23 protein-coding genes and 1 pseudogene are annotated in these 23,475 nt (G+C 44.0%); 17 read left to right on the forward strand and 7 right to left on the reverse strand.

Annotation, left to right across the window (positions count from 1 at the left end):
* The first annotated feature begins 125 nt into the window (after positions 1-125).
* Genes CSH93_RS12655 through CSH93_RS12665 form a run of 3 tightly spaced genes read left to right on the forward strand, consistent with a single transcriptional unit; the run spans position 126 to position 2,934 of the window.
* Positions 126-1,046: an ABC transporter ATP-binding protein gene (locus CSH93_RS12655; RefSeq protein ID WP_100643627.1), complete on the forward strand. Its 921-nt coding sequence runs from the start codon at positions 126-128 to the stop codon at positions 1,044-1,046.
* Entirely contained in the window at positions 1,043-1,804 is a 762-nt protein-coding gene (locus tag CSH93_RS12660) for an ABC transporter permease (protein WP_100643628.1), read from the forward strand. The genes CSH93_RS12655 and CSH93_RS12660 overlap by 4 nt, the downstream gene beginning before the upstream one ends.
* On the forward strand, positions 1,804-2,934 hold the full coding sequence (locus tag CSH93_RS12665) for a serine hydrolase domain-containing protein (protein ID WP_100643629.1): 1,131 nt from the start codon (positions 1,804-1,806) through the stop codon (positions 2,932-2,934). Before CSH93_RS12660 ends, CSH93_RS12665 begins: the two co-directional genes overlap by 1 nt.
* Positions 2,935-2,984: 50 nt before the next feature.
* On the opposite strand, the gene CSH93_RS12670 is transcribed toward CSH93_RS12665, so the two are convergent.
* The gene (locus tag CSH93_RS12670) at positions 2,985-3,452 is read right to left on the reverse strand and encodes a nuclear transport factor 2 family protein (RefSeq protein WP_100643630.1); all 468 of its coding nucleotides are present in this window, start codon (positions 3,450-3,452) and stop codon (positions 2,985-2,987) included.
* Between the two features lie 237 nt (positions 3,453-3,689).
* Here CSH93_RS12670 and CSH93_RS12675 point away from each other — a divergent pair, with 237 nt between their 5' ends.
* The 10 genes from CSH93_RS12675 (at position 3,690) to CSH93_RS12720 (ending at position 13,166) form a co-directional block, all read left to right on the forward strand.
* Complete coding sequence (locus tag CSH93_RS12675; RefSeq protein WP_100643631.1) at positions 3,690-4,919, forward strand: serine hydrolase domain-containing protein; 1,230 nt, start codon at positions 3,690-3,692, stop codon at positions 4,917-4,919.
* A 9-nt stretch (positions 4,920-4,928) separates the two neighbouring features.
* Positions 4,929-5,630 (forward strand): response regulator transcription factor, encoded by a 702-nt coding sequence (locus CSH93_RS12680; RefSeq protein WP_100643632.1) that lies wholly within the window; start codon positions 4,929-4,931, stop codon positions 5,628-5,630.
* Positions 5,620-6,849, forward strand: a complete 1,230-nt coding sequence (locus tag CSH93_RS12685) for a sensor histidine kinase (protein ID WP_100643633.1) — start codon at positions 5,620-5,622, stop codon at positions 6,847-6,849. Before CSH93_RS12680 ends, CSH93_RS12685 begins: the two co-directional genes overlap by 11 nt.
* A gap of 226 nt (positions 6,850-7,075) precedes the next feature.
* Positions 7,076-7,525 carry a hypothetical protein gene (locus CSH93_RS12690; protein WP_100643634.1) on the forward strand — a complete coding sequence of 150 codons (450 nt, stop codon included), beginning with the start codon at positions 7,076-7,078 and terminating at the stop codon, positions 7,523-7,525.
* Between the two features lie 49 nt (positions 7,526-7,574).
* The gene (locus CSH93_RS12695) at positions 7,575-8,813 is read left to right on the forward strand and encodes an alpha/beta hydrolase-fold protein (protein WP_100643635.1); all 1,239 of its coding nucleotides are present in this window, start codon (positions 7,575-7,577) and stop codon (positions 8,811-8,813) included.
* Between the two features lie 95 nt (positions 8,814-8,908).
* Complete coding sequence (locus CSH93_RS12700; protein ID WP_100643636.1) at positions 8,909-9,508, forward strand: hypothetical protein; 600 nt, start codon at positions 8,909-8,911, stop codon at positions 9,506-9,508.
* Between the two features lie 165 nt (positions 9,509-9,673).
* Positions 9,674-10,810 (forward strand): helix-turn-helix domain-containing protein, encoded by a 1,137-nt coding sequence (locus CSH93_RS12705; protein ID WP_205663328.1) that lies wholly within the window; start codon positions 9,674-9,676, stop codon positions 10,808-10,810.
* Positions 10,811-10,924: 114 nt separating this feature from the next.
* Positions 10,925-11,137: a glycine zipper family protein gene (locus CSH93_RS12710; RefSeq protein WP_100643638.1), complete on the forward strand. Its 213-nt coding sequence runs from the start codon at positions 10,925-10,927 to the stop codon at positions 11,135-11,137.
* Between the two features lie 51 nt (positions 11,138-11,188).
* Entirely contained in the window at positions 11,189-11,659 is a 471-nt protein-coding gene (locus tag CSH93_RS12715) for a GNAT family N-acetyltransferase (protein ID WP_100643639.1), read from the forward strand.
* A 34-nt stretch (positions 11,660-11,693) separates the two neighbouring features.
* The gene (locus CSH93_RS12720; RefSeq protein WP_164078364.1) at positions 11,694-13,166 is read left to right on the forward strand and encodes a serine hydrolase domain-containing protein; all 1,473 of its coding nucleotides are present in this window, start codon (positions 11,694-11,696) and stop codon (positions 13,164-13,166) included.
* A 125-nt stretch (positions 13,167-13,291) separates the two neighbouring features.
* On the opposite strand, the gene CSH93_RS12725 is transcribed toward CSH93_RS12720, so the two are convergent.
* The 5 genes and pseudogenes from CSH93_RS12725 to CSH93_RS12745 all read right to left on the reverse strand — a co-directional run bounded on the left by CSH93_RS12725 (position 13,292) and on the right by CSH93_RS12745 (position 17,374).
* Positions 13,292-14,518, reverse strand: a complete 1,227-nt coding sequence (locus CSH93_RS12725) for a hypothetical protein (RefSeq protein ID WP_100643641.1) — start codon at positions 14,516-14,518, stop codon at positions 13,292-13,294.
* A gap of 40 nt (positions 14,519-14,558) precedes the next feature.
* Positions 14,559-15,470, reverse strand: coding sequence for an MBL fold metallo-hydrolase (locus CSH93_RS12730; protein ID WP_100643642.1), 912 nt, complete (start codon positions 15,468-15,470; stop codon positions 14,559-14,561).
* A gap of 275 nt (positions 15,471-15,745) precedes the next feature.
* Positions 15,746-16,762, reverse strand: a pseudogene (locus CSH93_RS12735) (alpha/beta hydrolase family protein); the annotation flags it as partial.
* A 14-nt stretch (positions 16,763-16,776) separates the two neighbouring features.
* Positions 16,777-17,157: a hypothetical protein gene (locus CSH93_RS12740; protein WP_100643644.1), complete on the reverse strand. Its 381-nt coding sequence runs from the start codon at positions 17,155-17,157 to the stop codon at positions 16,777-16,779.
* A gap of 10 nt (positions 17,158-17,167) precedes the next feature.
* Positions 17,168-17,374: a hypothetical protein gene (locus CSH93_RS12745; protein ID WP_100643645.1), complete on the reverse strand. Its 207-nt coding sequence runs from the start codon at positions 17,372-17,374 to the stop codon at positions 17,168-17,170.
* A gap of 140 nt (positions 17,375-17,514) precedes the next feature.
* Here CSH93_RS12745 and CSH93_RS12750 point away from each other — a divergent pair, with 140 nt between their 5' ends.
* Complete coding sequence (locus CSH93_RS12750; protein WP_100643646.1) at positions 17,515-17,886, forward strand: GntR family transcriptional regulator; 372 nt, start codon at positions 17,515-17,517, stop codon at positions 17,884-17,886.
* An 11-nt stretch (positions 17,887-17,897) separates the two neighbouring features.
* Positions 17,898-18,713 (forward strand): hypothetical protein, encoded by an 816-nt coding sequence (locus CSH93_RS12755; protein ID WP_100643647.1) that lies wholly within the window; start codon positions 17,898-17,900, stop codon positions 18,711-18,713.
* Between the two features lie 54 nt (positions 18,714-18,767).
* Here CSH93_RS12755 and CSH93_RS12760 read toward each other — a convergent pair whose 3' ends face one another.
* Complete coding sequence (locus CSH93_RS12760) at positions 18,768-19,718, reverse strand: MBL fold metallo-hydrolase (RefSeq protein WP_164078366.1); 951 nt, start codon at positions 19,716-19,718, stop codon at positions 18,768-18,770.
* 278 nt (positions 19,719-19,996) lie between these two features.
* Between CSH93_RS12760 and CSH93_RS12765 the strand changes: the two genes are divergently transcribed.
* Entirely contained in the window at positions 19,997-22,477 is a 2,481-nt protein-coding gene (locus tag CSH93_RS12765; RefSeq protein WP_100643649.1) for a ligase-associated DNA damage response DEXH box helicase, read from the forward strand.
* Complete coding sequence (gene pdeM / locus CSH93_RS12770; RefSeq protein WP_100643650.1) at positions 22,470-23,171, forward strand: ligase-associated DNA damage response endonuclease PdeM; 702 nt, start codon at positions 22,470-22,472, stop codon at positions 23,169-23,171. Before CSH93_RS12765 ends, pdeM begins: the two co-directional genes overlap by 8 nt.
* The last annotated feature ends 304 nt before the right edge of the window (positions 23,172-23,475 follow it).

Genomic DNA, 23,475 nt, shown 5'->3' on the forward strand with positions numbered 1-23,475 from the left:
ACAACACAACAGCAATCAAACGAAAAATCGCAAGTAATTTGTAATGAAAACTCAAAGTTCATGACTATTAGGTATTCGTTCATTTCAGCGAACACATTATCTTTTAGTACATAAGGAAATACGGAATGCTTGAAGTTCAGGGACTGGCCAAATCCTACGCGGGTTCGCCTGCCTTAATCGATGTCTCTTTTTCTGTTTCCCGAGGTGAAGTCGTTGCTCTTCTTGGCGCGAATGGTTCTGGGAAAACGACCACGATAAACGCAATTTGCCGCCTGCTAGATTGGGATGCGGGCGATATTCATTTTGATGGTGAGTCGGTGCGCGGCATGTCTGAATATCTTAGAAGTGTTGGTGCCGTTTTAGGGGGCAGCCGCAATACGAATTATCGACTGACTGCGGCACAAAACGCAGAGTATTTTGCCCGTTTGCGAGGTTTCTCAGGTAAAGCTGTCCGGACTAAAATTGACGATCTTGAAAAGCGATTAGGCTTAGATGTTCATCGCAAGAAAGAGGTGATGAAGCTCTCAACGGGGAATAAGCAAAAGGCGGCTATGCTGAGCGCTCTGTCTTACTCTCCAGACCTTTTGTTGCTCGATGAACCCACCCTCGGACTTGATTTCACTACTGTAGAAGAACTACGCAACATCATTCGCTATCAAGCGCAGCATGATGAGCAAGGTTTTTTGATCACGAGCCATGATATGGGTTTCATTGATGATTTGTGCACACGTGTCGTGGTATTGGAACAGGGCCGTTGCTTGTTTGATGGCAACATCGAAGCGTTAAAGTCTCGTTTGTTTCGCTATAGGCTGGCCGTCAGCTTACCGCCGTCTGTTGATGTAAACGACTTGATCCCATTATGGCTAGGACGACACACGTTTGCATTGAAAGAAGATGTACTCAACGTACAATTCGACGAGCCTCAGCAGTGTTTGGCAACGATGCACTACCTGCATAGCCATCAAGTTAATCCTTCAGAGTTAAGTGTTCAGCCAATGACAATGGAACAAGCTTATCAGTCACTTGTGGCAGAGGATGCAGTATGAAATTACATTTAATCGCCAACGAGTTTCGACTTCAGCTAATGGAAATGCGCCAGTATTGGTTTGAAACAGTGTCAGGTCTTCTCTTTATCACAGCCATGTTCATTGGTGTATTTTATGGTGTAAAAAGTTTCGCTGTTGAATCACAGGACGCACAATCGCTGGATGGTTTAGTGTTTGGCTTTTTGTTGTGGATGTTCGCTTCTAATGCGTACGGAGCGATTACCAAAAGCCTGATTGAAGATACCCAGCGGGGTTATATTGAACAATTGTTTTTATGCCCTCAAGGAATTGTTCGCTTGTTGCTGAGTAGAGCTCTTGCCGAGATGGTCAGTGGGTTTGTGGTATTGATCGTCCTCGCGTATGTGGTGATGTGGTTAACCGGTAACTGGTTAAGTATCAATTTCTTTGCACTCTATGCAATTTTACTAATAGGTGCGCCCGCGTTGATTGGTTTAGGTCTGTTCATTAGCGCTTTTGCCTTAGTCTTTAAAAAGGTAGAAACGATAGGTGCGTTTTTGGCGTTAGGTTTGATGGGGATCGTCGCAATGGATGCGTTTCCAGTGAATCCGATGACGTTTTTACCTTTTGTGCCAGGCGCATCACTGGCGCGCGAAGTGATTTTAAACGGCAAGCCGTTGCTGCTTGAACAACTGGCTATTGTGATCGCGAATTCTGGTATTTATCTCGCTATCGGGTGGTTAACGTTTTCTCGTTTCGAACAATTAGCGCGCAAGCGTAACTTAATAGGTCAGTATTGATGCAAATGCTAAGGTTGATAATAAAACCGATATTCTCATGCTTTTTAATAGTAGGACTGATCCCAGCCGGGTATGCAGAACAGTCCATAAACCTAACGTGCATTCACAATGAACTTGTTGAGCAAAATTTCTCTGGTAATTTGCTCATTGCTGACGGGGAAACAATATTGCTTCAGCGGCAGTATGGAATTGCAAATCGAGAAACGAATGCCGCTTACACAGAGCGCACGGTTTTCGGTATCGGCTCAGTTACCAAGCAGTTTGTGGCCACTGCGATTTTAAAACTTGCGGAGCAAGATAAGCTATCCCTATCAGATACTTTACCTGCGTTTTTCGACGATGTACCGGAAGACAAGCGATCGATAACCTTGCATCAACTACTCTCGCAAAGTTCAGGTTTTCCAACCAATTTCAAAGGTAAACAACTTTATGAAGTCTTGCCCCATGATGTTCTAGCAAGAGAAGCATTCAAGGTGAAACTCTCGTTTGAGCCAGGAACTCAATATCAGTATTCCAACATTGGTTATAGTTTGTTGGCTAGAGTGATTGAAAAAGTGTCCGGCGAGAATTGGGAGCAATTTATTCGTGAAGAGATTTTACTCCCGGCAGATTTGAGGCAAACAGGGTATCGGATACCCCAATACGACGAGTCTCATTTGGCCGTTAATTACGGAGCTGATCCCAATGCGTTTCAACGCATGTTTGGTATTCAAGCGAAGAGTAAGCCGGTTGGTCACTCCTTAGCCCATCTAAATGAAAATGAGGGTGAGCGATGGTTCGAGGGGGCAGGTGGCTTTGTATCTACACAAGAAGACATGTTCAAGTGGTATCTAGCTTTACGGCGTAAATCTATTTTGTCTGAAAAGAGCTGGGAGAGCATGTTTACGCCGCATGTCGCCGAGAATGACTCTGGTACTTGGCACTATGGGTATGGTTGGGCAATCACGTCTGAAAATGGGCAGAAGCGGATCACACACAACGGCTCCAACGGCTATTCCTTTGCGGAGTTCAGTTATTACCCTTCACTGGATGTGTTCATATTTGTATCGACTAACGACATCGATAATTACCCTGAAGCGTTGATACAGCGTTTGTATGAATTGGTAGTACAGCATGATCAGAGTCAATGAGCATTTGAATTGCCTGATGCTGTGTATTTAACATCAGGCAAGCTTTTTGGTTATTCGTGATACTTGCGAATAACCGCTATTTTGCCGTTCTCAACTTCAAGCACATCAAGCAGAGTTCTTGTGTACTCGATTGGTTGTTTGCTTTGCGGGTGTATTCCCTTCGCGTGATTCTTGTAACGAATCGCAATTGCAGTTTGATTAAACGTGAAAATGTTCAGTACCTCGGCAGTGTATTCAGTGTGCGCACCCAAGTAGAACATCATACCTTCACGCATATCATTTTTGCCGCTAGGTAAACGCGCATCATCGGTTACATAAGGTAAGTGGGTTGAGCCAACGTCATCTGTCATGAGTGACAAAAATTGCTCCAAATCTTCTTTTGAGGCGTTGGGCGCCTGCGTAGCAACCATTTTGTCGAAATAACTTTGTGCAAGCGTGTGTAAGTCAACGACGTCATCGTTGGCTGACGCTGAAAAAGAGGCAATTAGTAACCAGCTAAGGCTAAATAGTACTTTCATTGTAAATTCCATTTTGAATTATTATGAGTTATCAGTTGGCCATATTAAAACCAATTTGTTGAAGTTTTATGAATTTTTTCATTTATGTAACTTACAGGCATAGCCCTTTTGCGCGATAAGTTTTCGGCCTAATTGTGCAGCGAAGTCATTCGCGTATCAAAGCACCAATTTACATTCGATTTACCTGTCTTTGCGTAGCCTTGTGTCATTCATTCTTGGCCAACAAGGAAAGCCTACATGAACTTATTGAATTGTATACGCCCAATCGCCCTAGCACTGGCATTTGTTTCATCCTCTGCTGCAGCATCTGAGTCGCTACAAACATTCCGCGACAACCTATCGCAATTGCTCGCAGAAAACCAATTGCCCGGTGCTGTTGTTCATATTCGCCATAATGACGAACTGCTTATGCACGAGGCCTTTGGCGTAGTGAACTTAGAGGATCGTCAGCCCGTTAATACCGACAGCATTTTTCGAATTTACTCGATGACGAAACCACTAACTGCAGTTGCGTTACTGCAACTGGTAGATAAAGGTTTAGTGCAGTTGGATGAAGATATTCGTACCTACTTGCCGGAGTTCGACGTGTTTGAATTTGACGGCGAGCAACAAGTTGTGACGGTTCACCAGCTACTCACACATACCGCGGGGTTCGGATATGGTGGCGGCCTAAAGAATTGGGTCGACATTCGCTATCTATTAGCCAATCCGTTATCACGCAGCAATACATTGGAGGACATGGTTGATGACCTTTCCGGTATTGATCTTAAATTTGCGCCGGGCGAACGTTTTGAATACAGCATTGCCAGTGATATTCAAGGCGCGATTGTTGAGGCTGTGAGTCAGCAAAGTCTGGAACAATACTTTCAAGAAAACTTGTTTAAGCCGCTGAACATGCAAGATACGCATTTTGCAGTACCGAGTGACCAAGTGCAGCGCTTCGTCGATATGTATGAGTATGATGCAGGCACGTTTGAAAAAGCATATGAGTTCGACAAAGAACTGATTTTATTCGTGGAATCAGCGGAAGAATCAGACTTCTTGGAACAACCGACATTGTTGTCTGGTGGTGGTGGTTTGGTTTCGACCGCGCAAGATTATGCTAACTTCGTAAGCATGTTGCTCAACAAAGGTGAGTTTAATGGCAAACGTATATTGTCGAAAACTTTAGTTGAGACAATGATAAGCTCACACACACAAGGGCTTGATACGCACTTCATGCCCCGCGTGTATAAAGGCGTCGGATTTGGCTATGGTGTGGGTGTTAAAGAAATAGCCGGCGACACGCGTAAGCAAGGTTCTTTCTTTTGGGGAGGTATGGGCGGAACCATTTTTTGGGCAGACCCTGAATCAAGCTTGCAAGTAGTTGTTATGTTTCAAGTAGAAGATGGTTGGGTTGGTATGGAGAAATGGATGATCCCACACGTCTATAAAATGCTCGAAGATCAATCGAAAGAAAGAGGGTAAGCGGCAATTATGGCTACAATCTTAGTCGTCGAAGATGATGTGGATATTGCACAAGGACTTGCTGAATTTCTGGAAGCGCAGAGTCATGAATTAGACTTTGCGTATAATGGAAAGCAAGCATTAGCGCTGCTGGATTGTAATCAATACGACCTCGTTCTGCTCGATCTCAACTTGCCATTTGTTGACGGTTTAGATGTTTGTCGATCTTTACTGACTGAGAATCTGACGCATGTGCCGGTGATCATAATGTCGGCTCGTGCAGAAGAAAAAGATATTTTGGCGGGCTTTGATTCAGGAGCATGGGATTATTTGGTTAAGCCGTATTCGTTTGCTGAATTGTCTGCACGTGTGAAGACTAATTTAGCCAAAAGCAAAGGGCAAGGTAGTGCAACCAAACATACTACGGTTAACGGAGTAACGCTGCTACACGACAGCATGACGCTTCAAGCCGGCAGCATTGAACTTCAGCTACATCAAGTGGGTTTCGATATCCTAAAGCTACTAATGCAACATGCTCCATCAGTGGTAAAAGTTGAGTCTATTCACCGCGCGCTATGGGGGGAAGATACACCGGAAAGCGACCCATTGCGGGCGCACATCTACAAGCTGCGCAAGCAAATGCTAGCAATGTTCAATCAATCGTTTATCCACACAGTCAAAGGCGTTGGGTACAAGTTTATTGTTGCCGATGAGGTGGAACATGAGAAATAGCTTGTTTTCGCTTAGTGCAGCAACATTATCGGGCCGGCTAAAGAAAAGTATTGCCTTGTTAACCATAGCACTTTTCTTGCTGTTTTCTGCGACGACGATGTTTGTCGTCTATTCATTTGAAGACGCGGTATATAAGGAGCGGCTAACCGTAGCATTGAATGAATATCGGCAAAATAAAAGCTTACCAGAGAATGTCGTGTTTACGCCTGATTTGTCCCAATACAACATGAATAAAAGCATTCCAAACCTCAATTATGAAGTCAGTGAAAGCGAGACGCATGGCGAGTTCAGTGCTTCTAATCGGCATTATCACTACATGGCAATTGAGAGTGGTTTTCTAGTGCTTGATATAACAGACACACCACGAGTTTCACGCGCGATAGGCGATATCACAAGGCTCTTGTTTCTGGTTTTGATTCCGGCTTTGTTGCTTTCGGTTTGGGTGGCATCCATTACCTCTAGACATGCTTTAAAACCGTTTCAACAGCTCAGCAAATTATTCACCGATTACCAATCGGGTACGCATAGCAATCAATCGGTTATTTCAGATATTGCGGAGCGTGACGTGAAACAGATCGCAGAGGAATTGTTGGTTACTTTGGAGCAAAAAGCCTATGTGATGGAGCAACAGGCAGCGTTTAGTCAAAGCATGGCACACGAGCTACGCACACCATTGCAGGTAATGACGCACTCGTTAGAGCTACTTGAAGTGTCTAATCCTAAGGTAATAGAAGCACCAGCCTATGCTCGCTTACGAAACTCAGTTGCGCGTATGAAGCGTATCAGTAGTGGATTATTATGGATAACTTCAGACCACACCTTTGACGGGCACATTGACGCCCATACTGTTATTGAAAGCACTCTGCAAAGTCTTGATGAATTGCAGCGTACTCACAAAGTGAATACGACTATCACATCGCATGCTCCTTTGTCATTGCCAATGCCAACAGAAGTACTAGAACTCATGGTGTTTAATCTATTGCAGAACGTGATCCACCACGGAGCAGCTCATAACGGCAGTCTACAGTGGGCTATCGATATATATGATCAACACCTGACGTTTTCGAATGGTGTAGACAGAAGCTCTGCGCCAGATCCTCATCAGCAGGGGTTTGGTATAGGGTTAACTCTGATGGAAAAGCTCGCCAAGCGTTTCGGTTTAGCGTTTCGAGTGGCTCTTAGCGAAGACACTTTCTCTGTAACGCTGACTATTCATTAGTGCTATTTCACATTCAATTTACATTGAACTACTTAAGCTATCTTACGCAGCTGTCGTGAGTTTCGCCCTGCAAGTACTGACCGTTTATAACTTAGTTCAACGAGTGATCTTATGATATCTAAGCGAGCTTACACATATTTTCGGTCCTCGCTTGCAGGGTGAAATTAGCGCGCAGTAGGCTCAATCTGTATTGATGTTATTGAATAATTGATTAAACGGAAGACAAATGAATTTAATTAAAAGCGGTATTGTATTGATTAGTGCATTCTTTCTAGTGTACGGCGCAGTAAGGATAGGTGTAAGTGGTTTGTTATTGATGCAGAGCTTCTCTATTGTCAATTTTGCAGATCTGCAAGAAGGGTTAGGTGAAGTCGCCAATTTCATGAGTAAAACAGAAAGTAGGGCTATCTTTGCTTTATCTACTAATATGTATCTGAGCTATCTTGGGACTATGGGGATCTTGCTGGTCATCGGTGCAATAGGCTGCTTCCGTAGACGTGCATTTGGCCCTAAGGCGTTATATGTTTTTCTTTTCTTGTACGCTTTACTGTTTGTTAATTTCCAAACCATAAACCCCAAAGTCGCCTATTTATTGTTATGTGCCATTTTGACGGGACTTTATGTTTGGCTGCAACGGAAGGAGTCTATAGGTATTTCTTTAGTTCATGAGAGATAAATGCAGGCATGGCGGCCGATAGAGAATAAGTGATTACAAGGAACCCATAATGAACTCAAGCAAATACTGGCTTTTATCGATATTACTGTTATTCGCCTTTCATCTTCAGGCTGCAGAGAGTACGCGTAAAGAAATTGCAATTCATATTGGTAGTGAGCAAACACTTACATCCGATTTGTTGCAACACGATTTAAAACTCAAGGTTTATTTACCGGCTGATTATGCAGAGCAGGAAACTCGCTATCCGGTATTGTATGTATTAGATGGTCAATGGCATTTCACTGCTGCAGTCGGTATTCAAAAGTCTCTCAGAGTTCCGGATATACTGCCTGAAATGATTGTCGTGGGTATTGAATCACCAGAGCCTATCAGGAGAACCTGGTTTGGACCTCAGAGTGAATTACTTCAACAGGCCCTAAAGCAGGAACTGATCCCGTTTATCGAGTCTAGCTACCGGACTAACGATGAGCGGGTTCTTTTTGGCTGGGAAACGGGGGCGTTTTTCGCCACATTTTCACTATTCGAGGCTGATACACCTTTTTCTGGTGTTATTGCGTCGAATGGAGGTGAGCTATACCACGACGCAGTCCCAGAGGCCTTGTCGGCAGCAAAATACCTTTATTTAGTAAATTCAGACCGAGATATTTTTACCGTTAAATACAGTGATCAATTTGCCCAAGTTTTGACCGCATCAACACCAAAAAATTTAACCTGGCGTTACGAAAAGTTTAATCAGGAAACACATGAATCATTACCTTATTTGGCGTTATACGAGGGGCTGAAGTTCTACTACCACAACTACAAATATCTTGCTTTCAGAAGTATCGATGAATATGTGTCATTAGGTGGAATGCCCTACCTACAACGATACTTTAAAGCGCGAGGTGAGCGATTTGGTATGCCAACAGGGATATCCGACTCCACTAAGAATAACCTCATTTGGCTGGCGTGGAATCGCGATAACTTCGAGTACTTTAAACGGTTTATGCATAGCTTCAGCGATGTATTGACCACTGCGCGGTATGATTCTGCGTATTGGCAAAATCGATTTGGACGTTTCTACCTCAAGCATGGTGACTTCAACGTCGCTAAAACTTACTTTGAAAAGGCAATCGCCAAGTACCCGCAACAAGTTATTTTACACGAAGGAATGAGTGAAGTGTTGCTAGCTATGGGGGAATATGAAGAGGCAAAAGAGCAGTTGCTGAAAGCGATAGCGATTGCAAAGGAAAGTTCGGACCCGGGTTTAGCAAGGCTAGAAAAAGCGATGTCTGAATTTGAAAATTAGCAGAAATCCGCTCAAATGGGCCCATTGAGACGACAATAAAGTCATATTCGGGCACTTTTCTCTACGTAAGATTAAGTGACGTAGGAATTGTGAATATGAATAATTTTGAAGCAAGTCGTTGGGGTTCAAGGCTGTTTATCATTGCTGGTTTTTTTATGCTGTTGAATACGGCGTTGCTGTGGATACGTTTGTATTCAGAACAGCAAATGTCCATCTTATGGCCAGCGATACCGGCGATAACAGCGTTTACATTCAGTGTATTAGGGTTACTTAAGCTTTACTCGCGCATATCTTCTCATGTGCCGCTATTCGCAATGGGGGGAGCTGGTTTTGCCTTGCTATCCTGCTTGTCACTGGGGTTAGCCGTAGTATGGATACTGTATATGTCTGTTGTTGGTGGAGGCATGCCAGAACAGCAACCGGTTGGCTTCCTACTACTGATAGCAACGTTTATGGTGTCTATGATCTTATCCTTCTTGAGCAATGCAATTGCTTTTTTAAAGCATCAATCGCAGCGCAAAGTAGGGCTACTATTAACCGTGCCCGTGGCAATGTGGGGGATTATGTTGTTGGTGGGTATTTTACAAGGTATGGAAATAGGCCTTGGGCTGGACTACTACACCAATGCTGTCATAGCAGCGTCTTTTTTAGCCTTGGGCTTTACCCTTAAAACAAGCCATATTGAAAGTGCTTAATCCAGCATAGTGCGTTCTATGAAGCCGCTGGTATTGAAGAGGAGAATCTCGATACCAGTTGCTTGTTCTTCACTCTAATACGGCCTGCTGGCCGGCGGTTGGACTCCAGTGTCATTTAAACCTATGATCGAGGGCTATTACAGAAAACAGGCTTTTGGCGATTCTATGGCTTTTCCTATTCCCACAATTTTATATTCCTGCATGGTGGGGATGACCATAATTGCCTTGTTGGACGTGAGTAAAAGGCCAAAAGAAAGACCTAACGTGTATCTGCAAGGACTCTTGCTGCTGCTACTCGTTCACTTGCTTGGCGAACTCTTTATCTTCTCGGGGGCATATGTTTATGCGCCAGCATTAGCGGGTGCTCAGTTTCCATTCAGAGTGTTATTGGGGCCAGCGCTCTATTTTTATGCGCATGCAACAATGTCACCTGATAAGGGGATTGATAAACGTTTGTGGATGTTAGCGTTATCCGGTCCTGTTTTGGTGGTATTGGCAATGATTCCGTTTATGTTCATGGTCAGCCCCGAAGAGAAGCTCGCGCTAGCTGATCCTGCCACCAAAGATCCTGCGTTATGGAAAATAGCCCTGTTTACGTGTTTCTCTGCCACAACCATTTTTATTGTATTTACTACCGTGTATTTGTTCTTAGCATTCAAGTTACATAGAGCACACGTGGAACAGCTCCAGGAACGTTTTTCTGAAATTGAGCAACGTTCGTTCGGCTGGTTCAGAATGATTTTGGTGATCTGGGGTGCTGTATGGTTGATGTATGCCATAGAATTTTCCCTCAACGCGCTGGGGTTGGTATGGGGCGGATCTGGAAAGTTACTGCCGTTTTTAGAGTCGATTGCGTTGGCAATCTTTATACAGAAAGCATTGAGTCAGAAAATACTCAAACCGTCTGAAAAAGGATTGCCGCGTGTCAGTGCGACTAGAACAGTTCTGCTGAGCAAGGAGAGAATGCAACAGATCGCGTCTAAGTTAGAGCATGCTATGACACATGATCAGTTGTTTTTGAACGACAACTTGTCATTAAATAAGCTTTCAGAATCGATTGCTGAAACAGAAAACCACATTTCAGAAACGCTGTCCCAGTTTTTAAACACCAACTTTTTTCAATATGTAAATCGCTTTCGCATTGAAGAGGCCAAGAAAGCACTACAGGACAGTGACAAGCTTGTAGCAACTATTGCTTATGATGTTGGCTTTAATTCAAAATCGACATTCAATACAGCATTCAAAAAACTGGTTGGGCATAGCCCAACGGCCTACCGAAACTCGCTGTCTAAAAGTCATTAGGCATTGACCACGAAAAATGGGTTCAAATGGGCCCATTTGAACGACACTGCAATTACATCCTGGCATGCTTGAGCGCAACTCAATTCTTTTTACACGATCGCTAGGTGGACATAGATGGAAAATAAAAATGAAAGCGCGAAGCGACAAGAGATTGGTATTGGCGTTGGTGCAGTGCTGGGAGGCGCGATAGGCGCTGGTGTAGGCGTTTCATCCGGTGAAATGGGCACCAGTTTAGGTTTGGGAATCGCAATAGGGCTTGCGCTCGGGGCCGCATTTGATCACAGGCAGAAGCTTGTGAAAAAGAGCGAAGCGGTAAAATCTGAATAGTTACGGTCTTTTTATTTACGAGCAAGACAGTAGAGAGACTTGGAGAAAAAGATGAAAAAAGCAGTAAACATAAGAGAAGCAGAAGCACGAGATCATGAATTTATCTTTGCGCTTTCCCCCTATCTTGCTGAAGTCGCAGAACTCAAGTGGCACAGCGCAGAGACAGTGCAGCAAATGCAAGATAATTACATACGAGACATGCTCGCTGAAACGTCAACGCCAAACATTACATTGATTGCAGAGGTTGAGCAGATCCCGTTGGGGTTTGTCCATGCGCGAACACACAAAGATGGCGTGTCAGACGAAGTGTGTATCACGGTACCTTTGTTAGCCATTGCGCCTAAATCACAAGGCCTAGGATTAGGTAAATTGTTGATGGTAGCGATTGAAGATTGGGCCAAGTCGTTAGATTGTCGTTTGATACATCTGGAGGTTTTTGCCAATAACACCAACGCTAGATGCTTCTATGACAATTTAGGTTTTCAGCCTGAGATGCTGAATATGGTCAAAGTTATTGATTGAGATGAGTAGAGAACCAAGGCCTAACGGAAAACTCATGCGGTTTGTTTATATTGGATTTTTATTCTGGCTGTTTTCGCCATTCGCTTTGAGCAAAGGGATATCAAAGCAGACCGAAACTAAGCTAAATGAGCATATACAGCGAGCTCAAAAGCGGTACGGCATTATTGGACAATCAGTTGCCATTTTAAAGCATGGAGAGCTTGTGTATTTGCATGCCGCTGGCAATGCAAGCATTGAATTTAATGTGCCTGTTACACCCGACACCATTTTTTCGATTTACTCCGTAACAAAACTGTTTGTGTCGACCCGTCTTTTGCAACTTGCGGAAACGGGGGCGCTGGATCTTAGTGATACTCTTGGTAAGCATTTCCCTGATATGCCAAAGCAATGGCGGAGTGTTTCAGTATTGCAGGCACTTTCTCACATGTCCGGCATTCCCGAGTACTCTCAAGATATGATGACTCACCTTTCAGGTGAAGAAGCAATTGCGCATGTTGCTGATGAGCCCATGGCTTTCATCAGCGGTACTCAGAGTCGTTACAATCAAACCAATTTCTACTACATACAAAAGTTGGTAGAAAAATTTGACCAAAGGAGCCTTGAAGACTCTATAACTGAAAATGCAATTTTGCCTTACAAGCTTGTTAGTACTCACTTCGGTGGTGAGTTCGATGTGATAAATGGACGTGCAACGCGATATGAAGGAGCTGCTTCGGGTATTAAGCGTGTTATGCGGAATGATCCTCCTGCGTATTATTTAGGTGCGAATGGCATGAATAGCAGCGCTAGTGACTTGGCTAGGTGGTTTTCAGCGTTACTGAACGGCGGCTTTTTACGCCAAGCAACACTCGAGAAAGCCTGGGCTCCTTTAAGCCTTAAAAACGGAAGAAAGGCACGCCACTCACATGGATGGGAGGTAAGTGAGATGAATGGCTATTCCGTTGTTGGACATCACGGTGCAAACACTGTAAACGTGAGGCACTTCTTTAAGGACGATATAAAGGAGGGGGCGGTTACTGTGATTCACTTAACCAATGGAATACTCCGACGTTTTAGCCTTGTGGACTTTTCATATACTTTGGCAAGTGAAATTGTAGAAGAAATGCAAACGCCGCTCAGAGCACTAAAGGAAAATATGCTAGTGGCGTTGGAATCTGGAGAGTGGGAAACGGCAAAAGCACATTACGCCCACTTCAAAGCGAATTATGCTGAGCAATTAGCCGGCACAGAATTGATGCTGAATACCTTGGGCTACATGGTCATGGAATATTTAGGGGCAGAACAGGCATTGCCTGTCTTTAGCTTAAATGTGCAAGAGTATCCTGACTCTTCAAACGCATTGGATAGCTTGGCCGAGGCTTACTTAAACAGCGGGGATAAAAATAAAGCAAAATACTACTATGCAGAGGCGCTTAAAATAGACAAAGATAATGAGCGCATAAAGCACACACTGCGCCAGTTGGAAGAAGTAACTAAGCCAACGCACTCGAAAACGCCCGCTAGTTAAGCTGGGCGTTGTTCAGAAAATAGAATGTTAGATGTAGCAACGTGAAATCCCTGTGAAAGATTACATCTGCTAAATATTTCGTATTGTTGTAAAAGCAGTTCTGTAGGCTCAAATACAGTGCCTGCTCATTTAACGAATTGTTGAATATATACCGCCCCTGACTTTGGACCATTTGAATCGCGATTTGGCGTGGAAATAACCGCAACACCATTTGATAGTGCAACACTCCAACCGAATTGATCGCCTGGCGCTCCGTTCTCAGCGACAATTTTGGAAGTGTATTGCCATCCATTAGCACCTTTCTGATATACGTAGACTGCGCCAGCATCAGTGCCATTTTCATCATGATTCATCGCGCTAATAATTGCCGTGTTGCCACTCAGTGCAACGCTTCGTCCGAACCTGTCGTCTGCTGTCCCGTCGGGTGATATCAGTTTCATTTTTTGCGTCCAAGTACTGCCAGAACGCTCGAATATATAAGCAGAGCCTGCATCTACGCCTAGCTCATCAATATCATCTCGCCTTGCAGAAATAAGAGCCGTATCACCTGATATGGCAACCCTGACGCCAAAAATATCAGTTTTGCCAGCATCTGATGCCACAAGCTTGGCTTCTTGCGACCATTCGTTGTTATTGTTTTTGTATACATACACGGCGCCGGCGTTTTCTGCTTTCTCATCATGCAGATCAGCCCCAACCACTATAGTATCGCCGTCGATTGCCACACTGATCCCGAAAAGATCACCCGCCGCACCGTCACTTGCAGTGATTTTGGTTTGAAAGTGCCATTGCCCGCTTTCGCGTTGGTAAATATAGGCCGCGCCTGAATCATCGCCTAGCGCGTCACTACGTGGGGCGCCGACAACAAGAATGTTTTCTGAGAGTGCGATACTCTGACCATAGGCGTCGCCGGGCATCGCGTCTGGCGCAGTAAAGATTTTGTGTTGTTTCCAGGAGCCCGATGTACGCTCGAATGAGACGACAGCGCCAGAGTCCTGTCCTTTGTCATCTCGCCTCATCACACCTAACATTGCAACATTGTTTTTTATGACGACTTTGCCGCCCAACGTATCGTCAGCGAAGGATGGATCTGCCACCAGTTTTGCTTGCTGATACCAACCGTTGTCACCTAGAGCATAAACATAGGCAGCGCCTGCGTCTTTAAGGCCGTTTATATCAGCCTTAAATGCCCCTACTAGCACTGTGGTGCCATCAATATCTACGCCGAAGCCAAAGTGATCGTCTGTCTTGCCATCATTCGCAACAATCATGTGTTGGTTAGCCAAGCTATCACTCGCTACTAATGCAAGAAATGCAAAGATAGGAAATTTGACTTTATTACTCAGTCTCATCGATTACCGCCTATTCGTTTCAATATGTTTATTTGCGTGGCTACTCAAGTGCGCCTGTTATGTCGTAGTAATGTGTAGTGACCATTCTTTCAGCTGTTATAAAGGCCCAATTCCATTGCTCGGTGTAATCCTGTAACGGGTTAAGCGCTTGGATATCGCTAAGGGATAAACCTTTATCAACGAGACCCTTAACGATGCTATGGGTTTCATTTACCATCGCAATTGTTGCTTCTAGGTCCTCTGTCGTTGCTATGGGGCCATGCCCAGCTATGATCCGCGTGTCTTCATTTGCAATATCAATTATTCTGCGCAGTGCTTCAACGAACCCTTTGACTGAACCTCCATTATCAATATCAATGAAAGGGAAGCGTCGAGTTGATACGAGGTCCCCTCCATGGATTACATTGGCTTCTGTGAATTGAATAAAAAGGTCACTGTTGGTATGAGCATTGGGGATGTGATGCAGCTTGATGCTCTGTCCATTCATGGTGATCAACATTCCGCCGGTCACATCCATCGTCGGGAAATATTCAGGCGTGAAGCTTGGTGCTTCGCGGCCTAAGGCTTTCAGTGCAACCGGATTTTCTAAGTATTGACGAACATTTGGGTGAGCCATAATGATGGCGCCGCGCTGCTTAAAATACGCGTTACCTCTAACATGGTCGCGATGAAAATGGGTATTCAAGATAAGGTCAACATCGCGGCCATTGGATAGTTTTTTCTGCTCACTATCGATAAGTTCTACTAAATGCTCCATCTGGGTATCGATCATCAATACACCGTCTTCACCAATGAGCACCGCAGTATTGCCTGAACGGTCGGTTCGCAGTTCATAAATACCGTGACCTAAATCGGTCACTTTAATATCGAAGCCTTTGTGTTCATCGTGGTTGTGTGCAACGGCAACGCCACACCAACATAAAGCAGCCAATAGCTGTATAAGCTTTTTCATGGTTTAACACCTTTCATTCAAATTTTTTAAACGCTTGAGTAACCACTATGAATGGCCATTCTTTGAGGCTGTGAATAAAGTAGTTCAGAGTTAACACCCGCTACTAGCAATTCAACAATATGTACCCAGCATAGTAGAGACATAGTACCGATGTTTATTATTTCATGCTTTACCGTTGGTTCAGTTCAAGTCGCAGATGGTACAGATGGCCCATCATTGTCTAATGATGGCAGAGAGGGTTAGCACTCCATAAATGGGAGTGCTAAAACGATGTATTAATTGAGTGAGTGGATCCAGTCATTAATAGCTGAAAGTGCTACGGGAGAAAGCGTTTCTTCTATGTGTTGGTATTCAGTCATGGCGCCTGTCTCAGAGCGCTGAAACAAGTGGTTGTGATCAGTCAACACGTCAACTTTTGACGCCTTTTCATGGTTCAATGCGTTGCGCATTACCTCTGCATGATCGTCTGCACTGACTTGTACGTCACGACTACCATACAGTGCGTAAGTCGGTATCGTAAGTTTAGACAGATATTTCACCGGCTCATGCTGAAGAAAGGCTTGATACCACGGACTACCTAACATTTTAATACGTTGCGCCGGTAACGAACCGCCGCCTAGTTGCTGCAGTTGTTGTTTAGATGATTGCGGAATTTGTTGCCACTGAGTGGCATACGCTTCTAATAGCTTTTCCGCTAACTGATCTCGCGGAAGAGTTACATTATTCAGTACGACATCATTTAAGCTTTTAGTAATGCTACTGCCAGCCTCGGCGGTTTCTGTTGAGACACCGTTAGACAGCAAAATTTTGCGCATTTGATTTTCTGATACGAAGCGGCCAGATCGGCTTGGGCCAGCCAGTAATACAATGAAGTCTACGGCTGGATTTATGTTGGCGACGATGGGGGCGATTAAGCCACCTTCACTGTGGCCTATGATCCCTATTTTGCTGGCTGATAGTTCACTTTGTTGAGCGAGAAATGATATCGCCGAACTTGCGTCTTCGGCAAAGTCGTAACTGGTAGAGCTGTCGAAGAGCCCTTCAGATTTACCTACACCACGGTCATCGTAGCGTAGAACGGCAATTCCATTGCGAGACAAATGATCGGCAAGCACCCAAAAGGTTCTGTGCCCCATAAATAGCTGATCTCTGTCTTGTGGGCCAGAGCCAGAAATTAAAATGACGCCTGCTATTGGGTTTTCTGGCAAGGTTAACGTGCCTGAGAAACGAATGCCTTCCTTGGTATTCGTAAAGGAAACGTCTTTTTCAATATACGGGTAGGGGGCCTTAGGTTCCTGAGGACGGTTTAGTTTTTTTTTACCGTTTCAGTGGTGCCTTTTTGCATATTCAAAGCAAAAGCCTGACCGCTCTGCTTCCATGTGCCAATCATTTTCCCATCTTTGACATTAGCCTCGTAGCGAGCACCTGCGACTTTGATTGAAAATATGATGCTATCGCCATTGATTTCGACCGACTCAACAGGAATGCCAGTTGCGCCTTGCATTGGACTATCCATCGTAGCGGTGTAGCTATTGTCGCTGTTGGATACATTAAAAATGATTGGCACTGCTTGCTGACCCACTTCCAGATTGCCGCTCCATTGACCTGCTAAATTCATTGCATGCGAAGCCGTTACGAATAATAGGCTGGCTAGCAATGTAATTGTTTTAATTACGCGTGGTTTCATTATCTTCTCCCTAGTTCACGTCATTTTTGTTCTTACACGATGTGCTTGAAAATTTAATGCCACCTACTCGCAATATTACAGCCATCATGACGGTGATCATGCCACTCGTTTTACTCTCTGCATCTGCGTCTTTAAGTAGGAAGGCCAACACTAAAATCCCCAGACCTATTGCAACATCAGCTGCAATTACTTTTTGTTTCTTAGTTAAATTCACCATATCTGTCTCCTGCTTTTCTCTTTGTACTATATGTACTACTAATACAATAGGTTATATGTATTACTAATGCAAGTAGTACAATTAAATGAATTGTGCTAATCTGTCTAAATGTGAGGGTATTCGTGTGTTGCAGAGGAAAAATGAATATTGCGATTGATGAAAATTCTGATGTACCCATCTATCGACAAATAGTCGAACAAGTCAAAGATGGTGTGGCTTCAGGGGCGCTAACCGGGGGGACTCAATTGCCTTCAATTCGCCAAATTGCGAATGAGGCTGATGTTAATCCAAACACGGTTGCCAAGGCGTTTAAAATTTTAGAACGAGATCAGGTGATTATCTCTAAAGGCTTCCGCGGAACATTCATAAAGCCCAGTGCTAGCGAACATTTAGATGAAAACATGCAATCAAAAGTTGAACAGGAACTTCAATCTGCAATAGACAAGCTGAGAAAGTTTGGTGCTATTGATTCTGAAATCCGCAATAGTTTTAATTCGATTATGAAAGGTTGAGGCACGATTTCATGATGCCTTCTCCAGTTAGCATTGTTTACCTTGCTGTGCTTGCTCAAGCGTGTGTTATATCGTTCATATGTGCATCAAGATGGGTACAAACTCAGCTCGACCTATTTAAACAATATCCACCAAGTGCCTACCCTCATTTTTATGTATTCTCGTTACAGACGGAGATAGTACATATCATTGTACGTATCATGCTGGACATCATTTCTATTATGCTCATTGGGGTAGGAGTATACCTCGACTATGCGCACCAGATGAGTTTCTACAGCTTCTGGGTAATATGCACCGCTATTCAGCTTACTCCTTCACTTTATTCACTATTGGTTTTACAGCTGGCGAGTAAGCGTCGGGCGAAAATCATAACAAGACAGAGCAAAAGCGTATCGATAGTACATCGAAGCGTGTTTGACCACTTATCCATTTCGTACTTGTTTTTATTGGTGCTATCAATTTTGTTGACGCTGAATATCATCTTTTCAAACGATCAGTTGGCATTGATCAAGAAGCTGGGTTTAGCGGGCCTGTTTGTGGCAACAAATGGACTATTATTTTGGCAAATTTATAAGGCCATTTACGGTAAATCTGCAGACAAGCTCATCAATCAAGACGATAAAACTGAAAAGCGTAGGCAGGATGTACAACGCAGCTTTATTGGCATAGCAGCCTCAGTTGTTATCTTTTCACTATTGGGTTTACACACTGCGGATACGGCTGTGCAGGGTGTATGGCTTATATTGCCATTAAGTTTATTTGTGCAAATGGCGGTTTATCATCGCAGTAAGCGTTGGCATGCCGACGATATGGCAGTTTATCAATAACGCTTAAATGGAAGTGCATCGATCGAATAAACCATCGATGCACTTTTGCAGCTGTTACGAATGAGTTTGCTTTTGAACCATCATTTCAACGAAGTATTCAATGCTGGAATCAAAGTCCTGATATTGCATTTGATAGAGTGGTGCTAATGTGCCCCGTATCTTCAATTGGATATCAGTGAGTGACTCTTTGCGTTTTACGGCGCTAACGATGCTATCCCATGCCCTCGTTAGAAATTGAATGTCACGGACAATGGAATCTAGGTTGGTGATATCACCGTGGCCGGTCAAAACATATTTAGGTTCAAGGCTAGCGACGTGTTCAAGCGTTTTTATAAGATGAGGCACATCGCCGCGGGGCGTCATTATTGGAAGCCACTGTGAATTCATATTGTCACCGCCGATCACAATGGCTTGTTGTGGCAACCAGAGCAATAAATCGCCTGGAGAGTGCCCGTCGCCAGACAATAAGAACTGTACTTCTACCTCACCAAACATACGGGATTGGTTCCTTGGAATGAAATGTGTGGGGTATGTAAGCTTGGGTGAGCCTGTTTTCCCATTGGTCATACGAGAAAATGCCTTTACATCCATTTCACCGTCAATTTTCATGGTTGCCAGTGACGTTGGTGTGGATATAATTTCGGCGCCGAGCGCTGCAAAGGCTTGGTTACCCAACCAGTGATCAGCATGACTGTGTGAATTCACAACCCAGCGAATAGGCTTGTCAGTAACGCTTTTTACCGCCTCGATAATCGCTTTTCCAATGATGGAAGATGAGCCTGTATCGACAACTAACACGCCGTCATTTGTAACGACAAAATGACTATTTGAGTTCCAGCCCCAGTTATCTTCGGTTGGCCGTCCGTAATGGGGCGAAATAATACTGTAAACATTATCTTGAACGGATACGGCAGATAAGGTGAGTTCGTTCTCTGCTGCGCTGGCTGGACAAATACTTACAATAGCCGCAATCAGTGCGCTGTTAAATACTACATGTAATTTCAAAATGACTCCTAGTCGTGTAACGCCAACTAACCGTATTGGGTCCTTAGCGTGTTTGAAAGACCGCAAAACTTATATCAACAAATCTCATGTTTGCGTTTATTTTGAGCTCGGAAGCGGGGTTTTTGAGTTCAATTGACAGTGCTGATTTGCAGCGAAATGCTAGTCTGACATTGGGTAAAACCATGCTCTATTCGCGGAAAATAAGGGCGATATAAATTGATTCTCGAATAACGACCTCCCGATATGATCGACATCAAGGTTAATTTCGTTTTAGTAGCATGACTGCTGAGAGTAAATGCCTGCCGAAACAATTTGAGCGTTGGTTTAGTGCCAAGGGTTGGTCTTTGCGCGACTATCAACAGAAAATGTTGTCCGCTTATCAAAAGGGTCAATCAACCTTACTTATTGCACCGACAGGTGCGGGCAAAACTTTGAGCGGTTTGCTAGCGTCGCTAGTTGAGTTATCTCAACATCCACAGCGTGGGCTTCATACGCTTTACATCTCTCCTCTGAAGGCGTTAACGCACGATATTGAACGTAATATTTTGCAGCCAATTGCAGATATGCAATTAGATATTTCGGTTGAAACACGTACCGGTGACACGTCGAGCCATAAGCGCGCCCGGCAACGGAAGAATCCGCCAAATATGCTGTTGATAACGCCTGAATCGCTTATGTTAATGTTGTCCTATGCTGATGCGCCAAGCCTATTCGCAAAACTAAAATGCATAGTTGTGGATGAAGTGCATGCATTTGCGAATGGTAAGCGGGGCGACTTCACCAATTTAGCTTTGGCACAATTACGCCAACACGCCCCCAAATGCATAACCTTTGGGTTATCAGCTACTGTAGCGAAACCGGCTGAGTTAGCGGCTTGGTTAGGAAAAGTGGATCAACCCGCCAGCATATTGCAAGTCGACAATACTGTGCTCCCCAAAGTGTCAATCCTTGAATGTAAGGGGCGCATTCCGTTTGGTGGTTTTATGGCGAAATATGCGGTTGATGAAATCTACGCCGCTATTAAAGCCGTTGGTACAACCTTGGTATTTGTTAACACACGTGCGCAATGCGAGTTATTGTTTCAACTGTTATGGGAAGTGAACTCAGAAGCCCTGCCTATCGCGATTTACCACGGCTCCCTCAGCAAAGAGCAGCGCCGCAAAACCGAAGCTTTGGTGTCTCAAGGCAAGATCAGGGCTGTAGTCACTACGTCTGCATTGGAGCTGGGTATAGATTGGGGGGATGTTCAGCGCGTGATCCAAGTCGGAGCCCCAAAAGGTGTCAGTCGATTGCTCCAGCGCATTGGCCGAAGTAATCATCGCATGGATGAGCCTTCTGAAGCCTTCTTGGTACCCGCCAACCGATTTGAAGTATTAGAAAGTGAAGCCGCCATTAGGGCTATAACTCATCACCAGCTTGATGGAGAGCCTTTTATTCGTGGCGCATTGGACATTATTCCTCAATTCATTATGAATGCAGTGTGCAGTGCACCTGCCACACCAGATAAAATATATAGGCTGGTGGTTCAATCCCCTGCATATGCAGCTTTGGAAAGGTCGGTTTTTGATGCGTTGTGGCAATTTACTGTAGATGGAGGGTATGCGCTAAGTGGCTATGAGCGTTACAGACGCCTCGATCCTCTAGGCGATGGACGCTACACGCCAGCCTCAAAACGCGTGATCCAACGCCATCGTCAGAATATAGGCACTATTGTTGAAGCCGGAAGGCTTAAAGTGAAGCGCCTACGTCGAGCCCATCAAGGGTCGGTTATTGGTGAAGTGGAAGAATATTTCGCACAGCAATTGGTCAAGGGGGATACTTTTTACTTTGCCGGTGAAGTACTTCAATTTGAGGGCATTCGGGATATGTTTCTTGAAGCCAGGCCCAGTAAAGCGAAAGACCCCAAAATTCCGAGTTATGTAGGTGGGCAAATGCCAATGTCGACCTTCTTAGCAGAAGGTGTTCGAGCGTTGTTGGCAGACCCAAAACAATGGCCGCGCTTACCTGCCGATGTAAAAGAATGGCTTAATTTACAGGCTGAGTATTCACGCGTACCAGACACCAATACTATCTTGATTGAACAGTTTCCCTATCGTAAAGCGCAATATACGTTGTTTTATACATTCGACGGACGTAAAGCCCACCAAACTCTCGGGATGTTGATCACGCGACGAATGGAGAAAATGAGCCTGAAGCCATTGAGTTTTAGCATCACAGACTATGGTCTATCCGTATGTTCACTCAAGCCTGTACTTGCTGAACACATTCCGCAACTGTTTAACCCTGATATTCTGGGCGATGAATTAGAGGACTGGATGCTGGAATCCCCCATGTTAAAACGTTCTTTCAGGCATGTGGCCATGGTCAGTGGATTGATTGAACAGCAATATCATAGTCAGCGAAAATCGATGCGTCAGGTGACATTTTCCACCGACCTTATTTATGACACATTGCGCGCATACGATCCTGACCACATTCTGCTACAAGTGACGCGAGAAGATGCCGAGCGGGAACTATTGGACCTCAGCCGTTTAGGCGACTTGTTGATCCGGTATGTAGGCAAAACGCAATACATTGCGTTAGATAAAGTGTCGCCATTGGCAATTCCTATTGTACTGGATGTGCGCAGTGAACAAGTCAAAGGGGCGGGGCGAGAAGCATTATTGGAGCAAGCCAATTTGTATTTAGAGGCCGAGCAAATGATGGAAGAGGTGCGCGTATTGTTGTCTGAAGGTGATAGGAAAGCGACCCATGCATGAGGCTACTCTTGAGCGACAAGTTGCACTTCGTTACTCACTGCCTGCTCGCTTGAAAGAACATTTATTCTTATTAAATGCCAGTGGCAGCCTGCTATGGCCGGCTCAGAAAACGTTATTAGTGTCAGATCTTCATTTTGAAAAAGGCAGTTATTTGGCTCAGCAAGGAAACCCGATCCCTGGCTATGACAGCATTGCCACGCTAGATCGTTTGGCTGAGGATATCGCGATGTTTCAACCCGAAACGGTTATCTGTTTAGGGGATTCATTTCACGATATGAATGCTTGGACACGTATGGATAAACGTGATCGCACAAGACTGGCTACCGTCGTCAAACAAGTCGAGCGATGGATATGGATAACCGGGAATCATGATCCTGATGTGCCAAATGCGTTGCCTGGTGATGTGAGTTCTGAATTGTTATTAGACAATATTGTATTCGCGCATGAACCATTGCAATCGTATGACGCTGATGCACAAATATTTGGTCATTTTCACCCCAAAGCAAACATTCGTGTCGCGCGTCATTCTGTGTCGGGGCGCTGCTTTATCGTCACTGATGACTTGTTGGTCATGCCGGCGTTTGGCGCATTTACTGGTGGTTTAGATGTAAACGATTCGGCATTATGTCAGTGGGTATCACCTCAACAAAGACGACTGTTTATCATCAATCAAAATAAAATTTATGCAATGTAAATCAAATGTTTGAATTATAAGAATATATGTTCTTTATTCTAAAAACTAAAAACTAAAAACTAAAAACTAAAAACTAAAAACTAAAAACTAAAAACTAAAAACTAAAAACTAAAAACTAAAAACTAAAAACTAAAAACTAAAAACTAAAAACTAAAAACTAAAAATCAAAAACTAAAAATCAAAAATCAAAAACTAAAAATCAAAAATCAAAAATCAAAAATCAAAAATCAAAAATCAAAAATCAAAAATCAAAAATCAAAAATCAAAAATCAAAAATCAAAAATCAAAAATCAAAAATCAAAAA

Source organism: Neoalteromonas facilis (assembly GCF_002807665.1).
GTDB classification, from domain to species: Bacteria; Pseudomonadota; Gammaproteobacteria; order Enterobacterales; family Alteromonadaceae; genus Alteromonas_E; species Alteromonas_E facilis.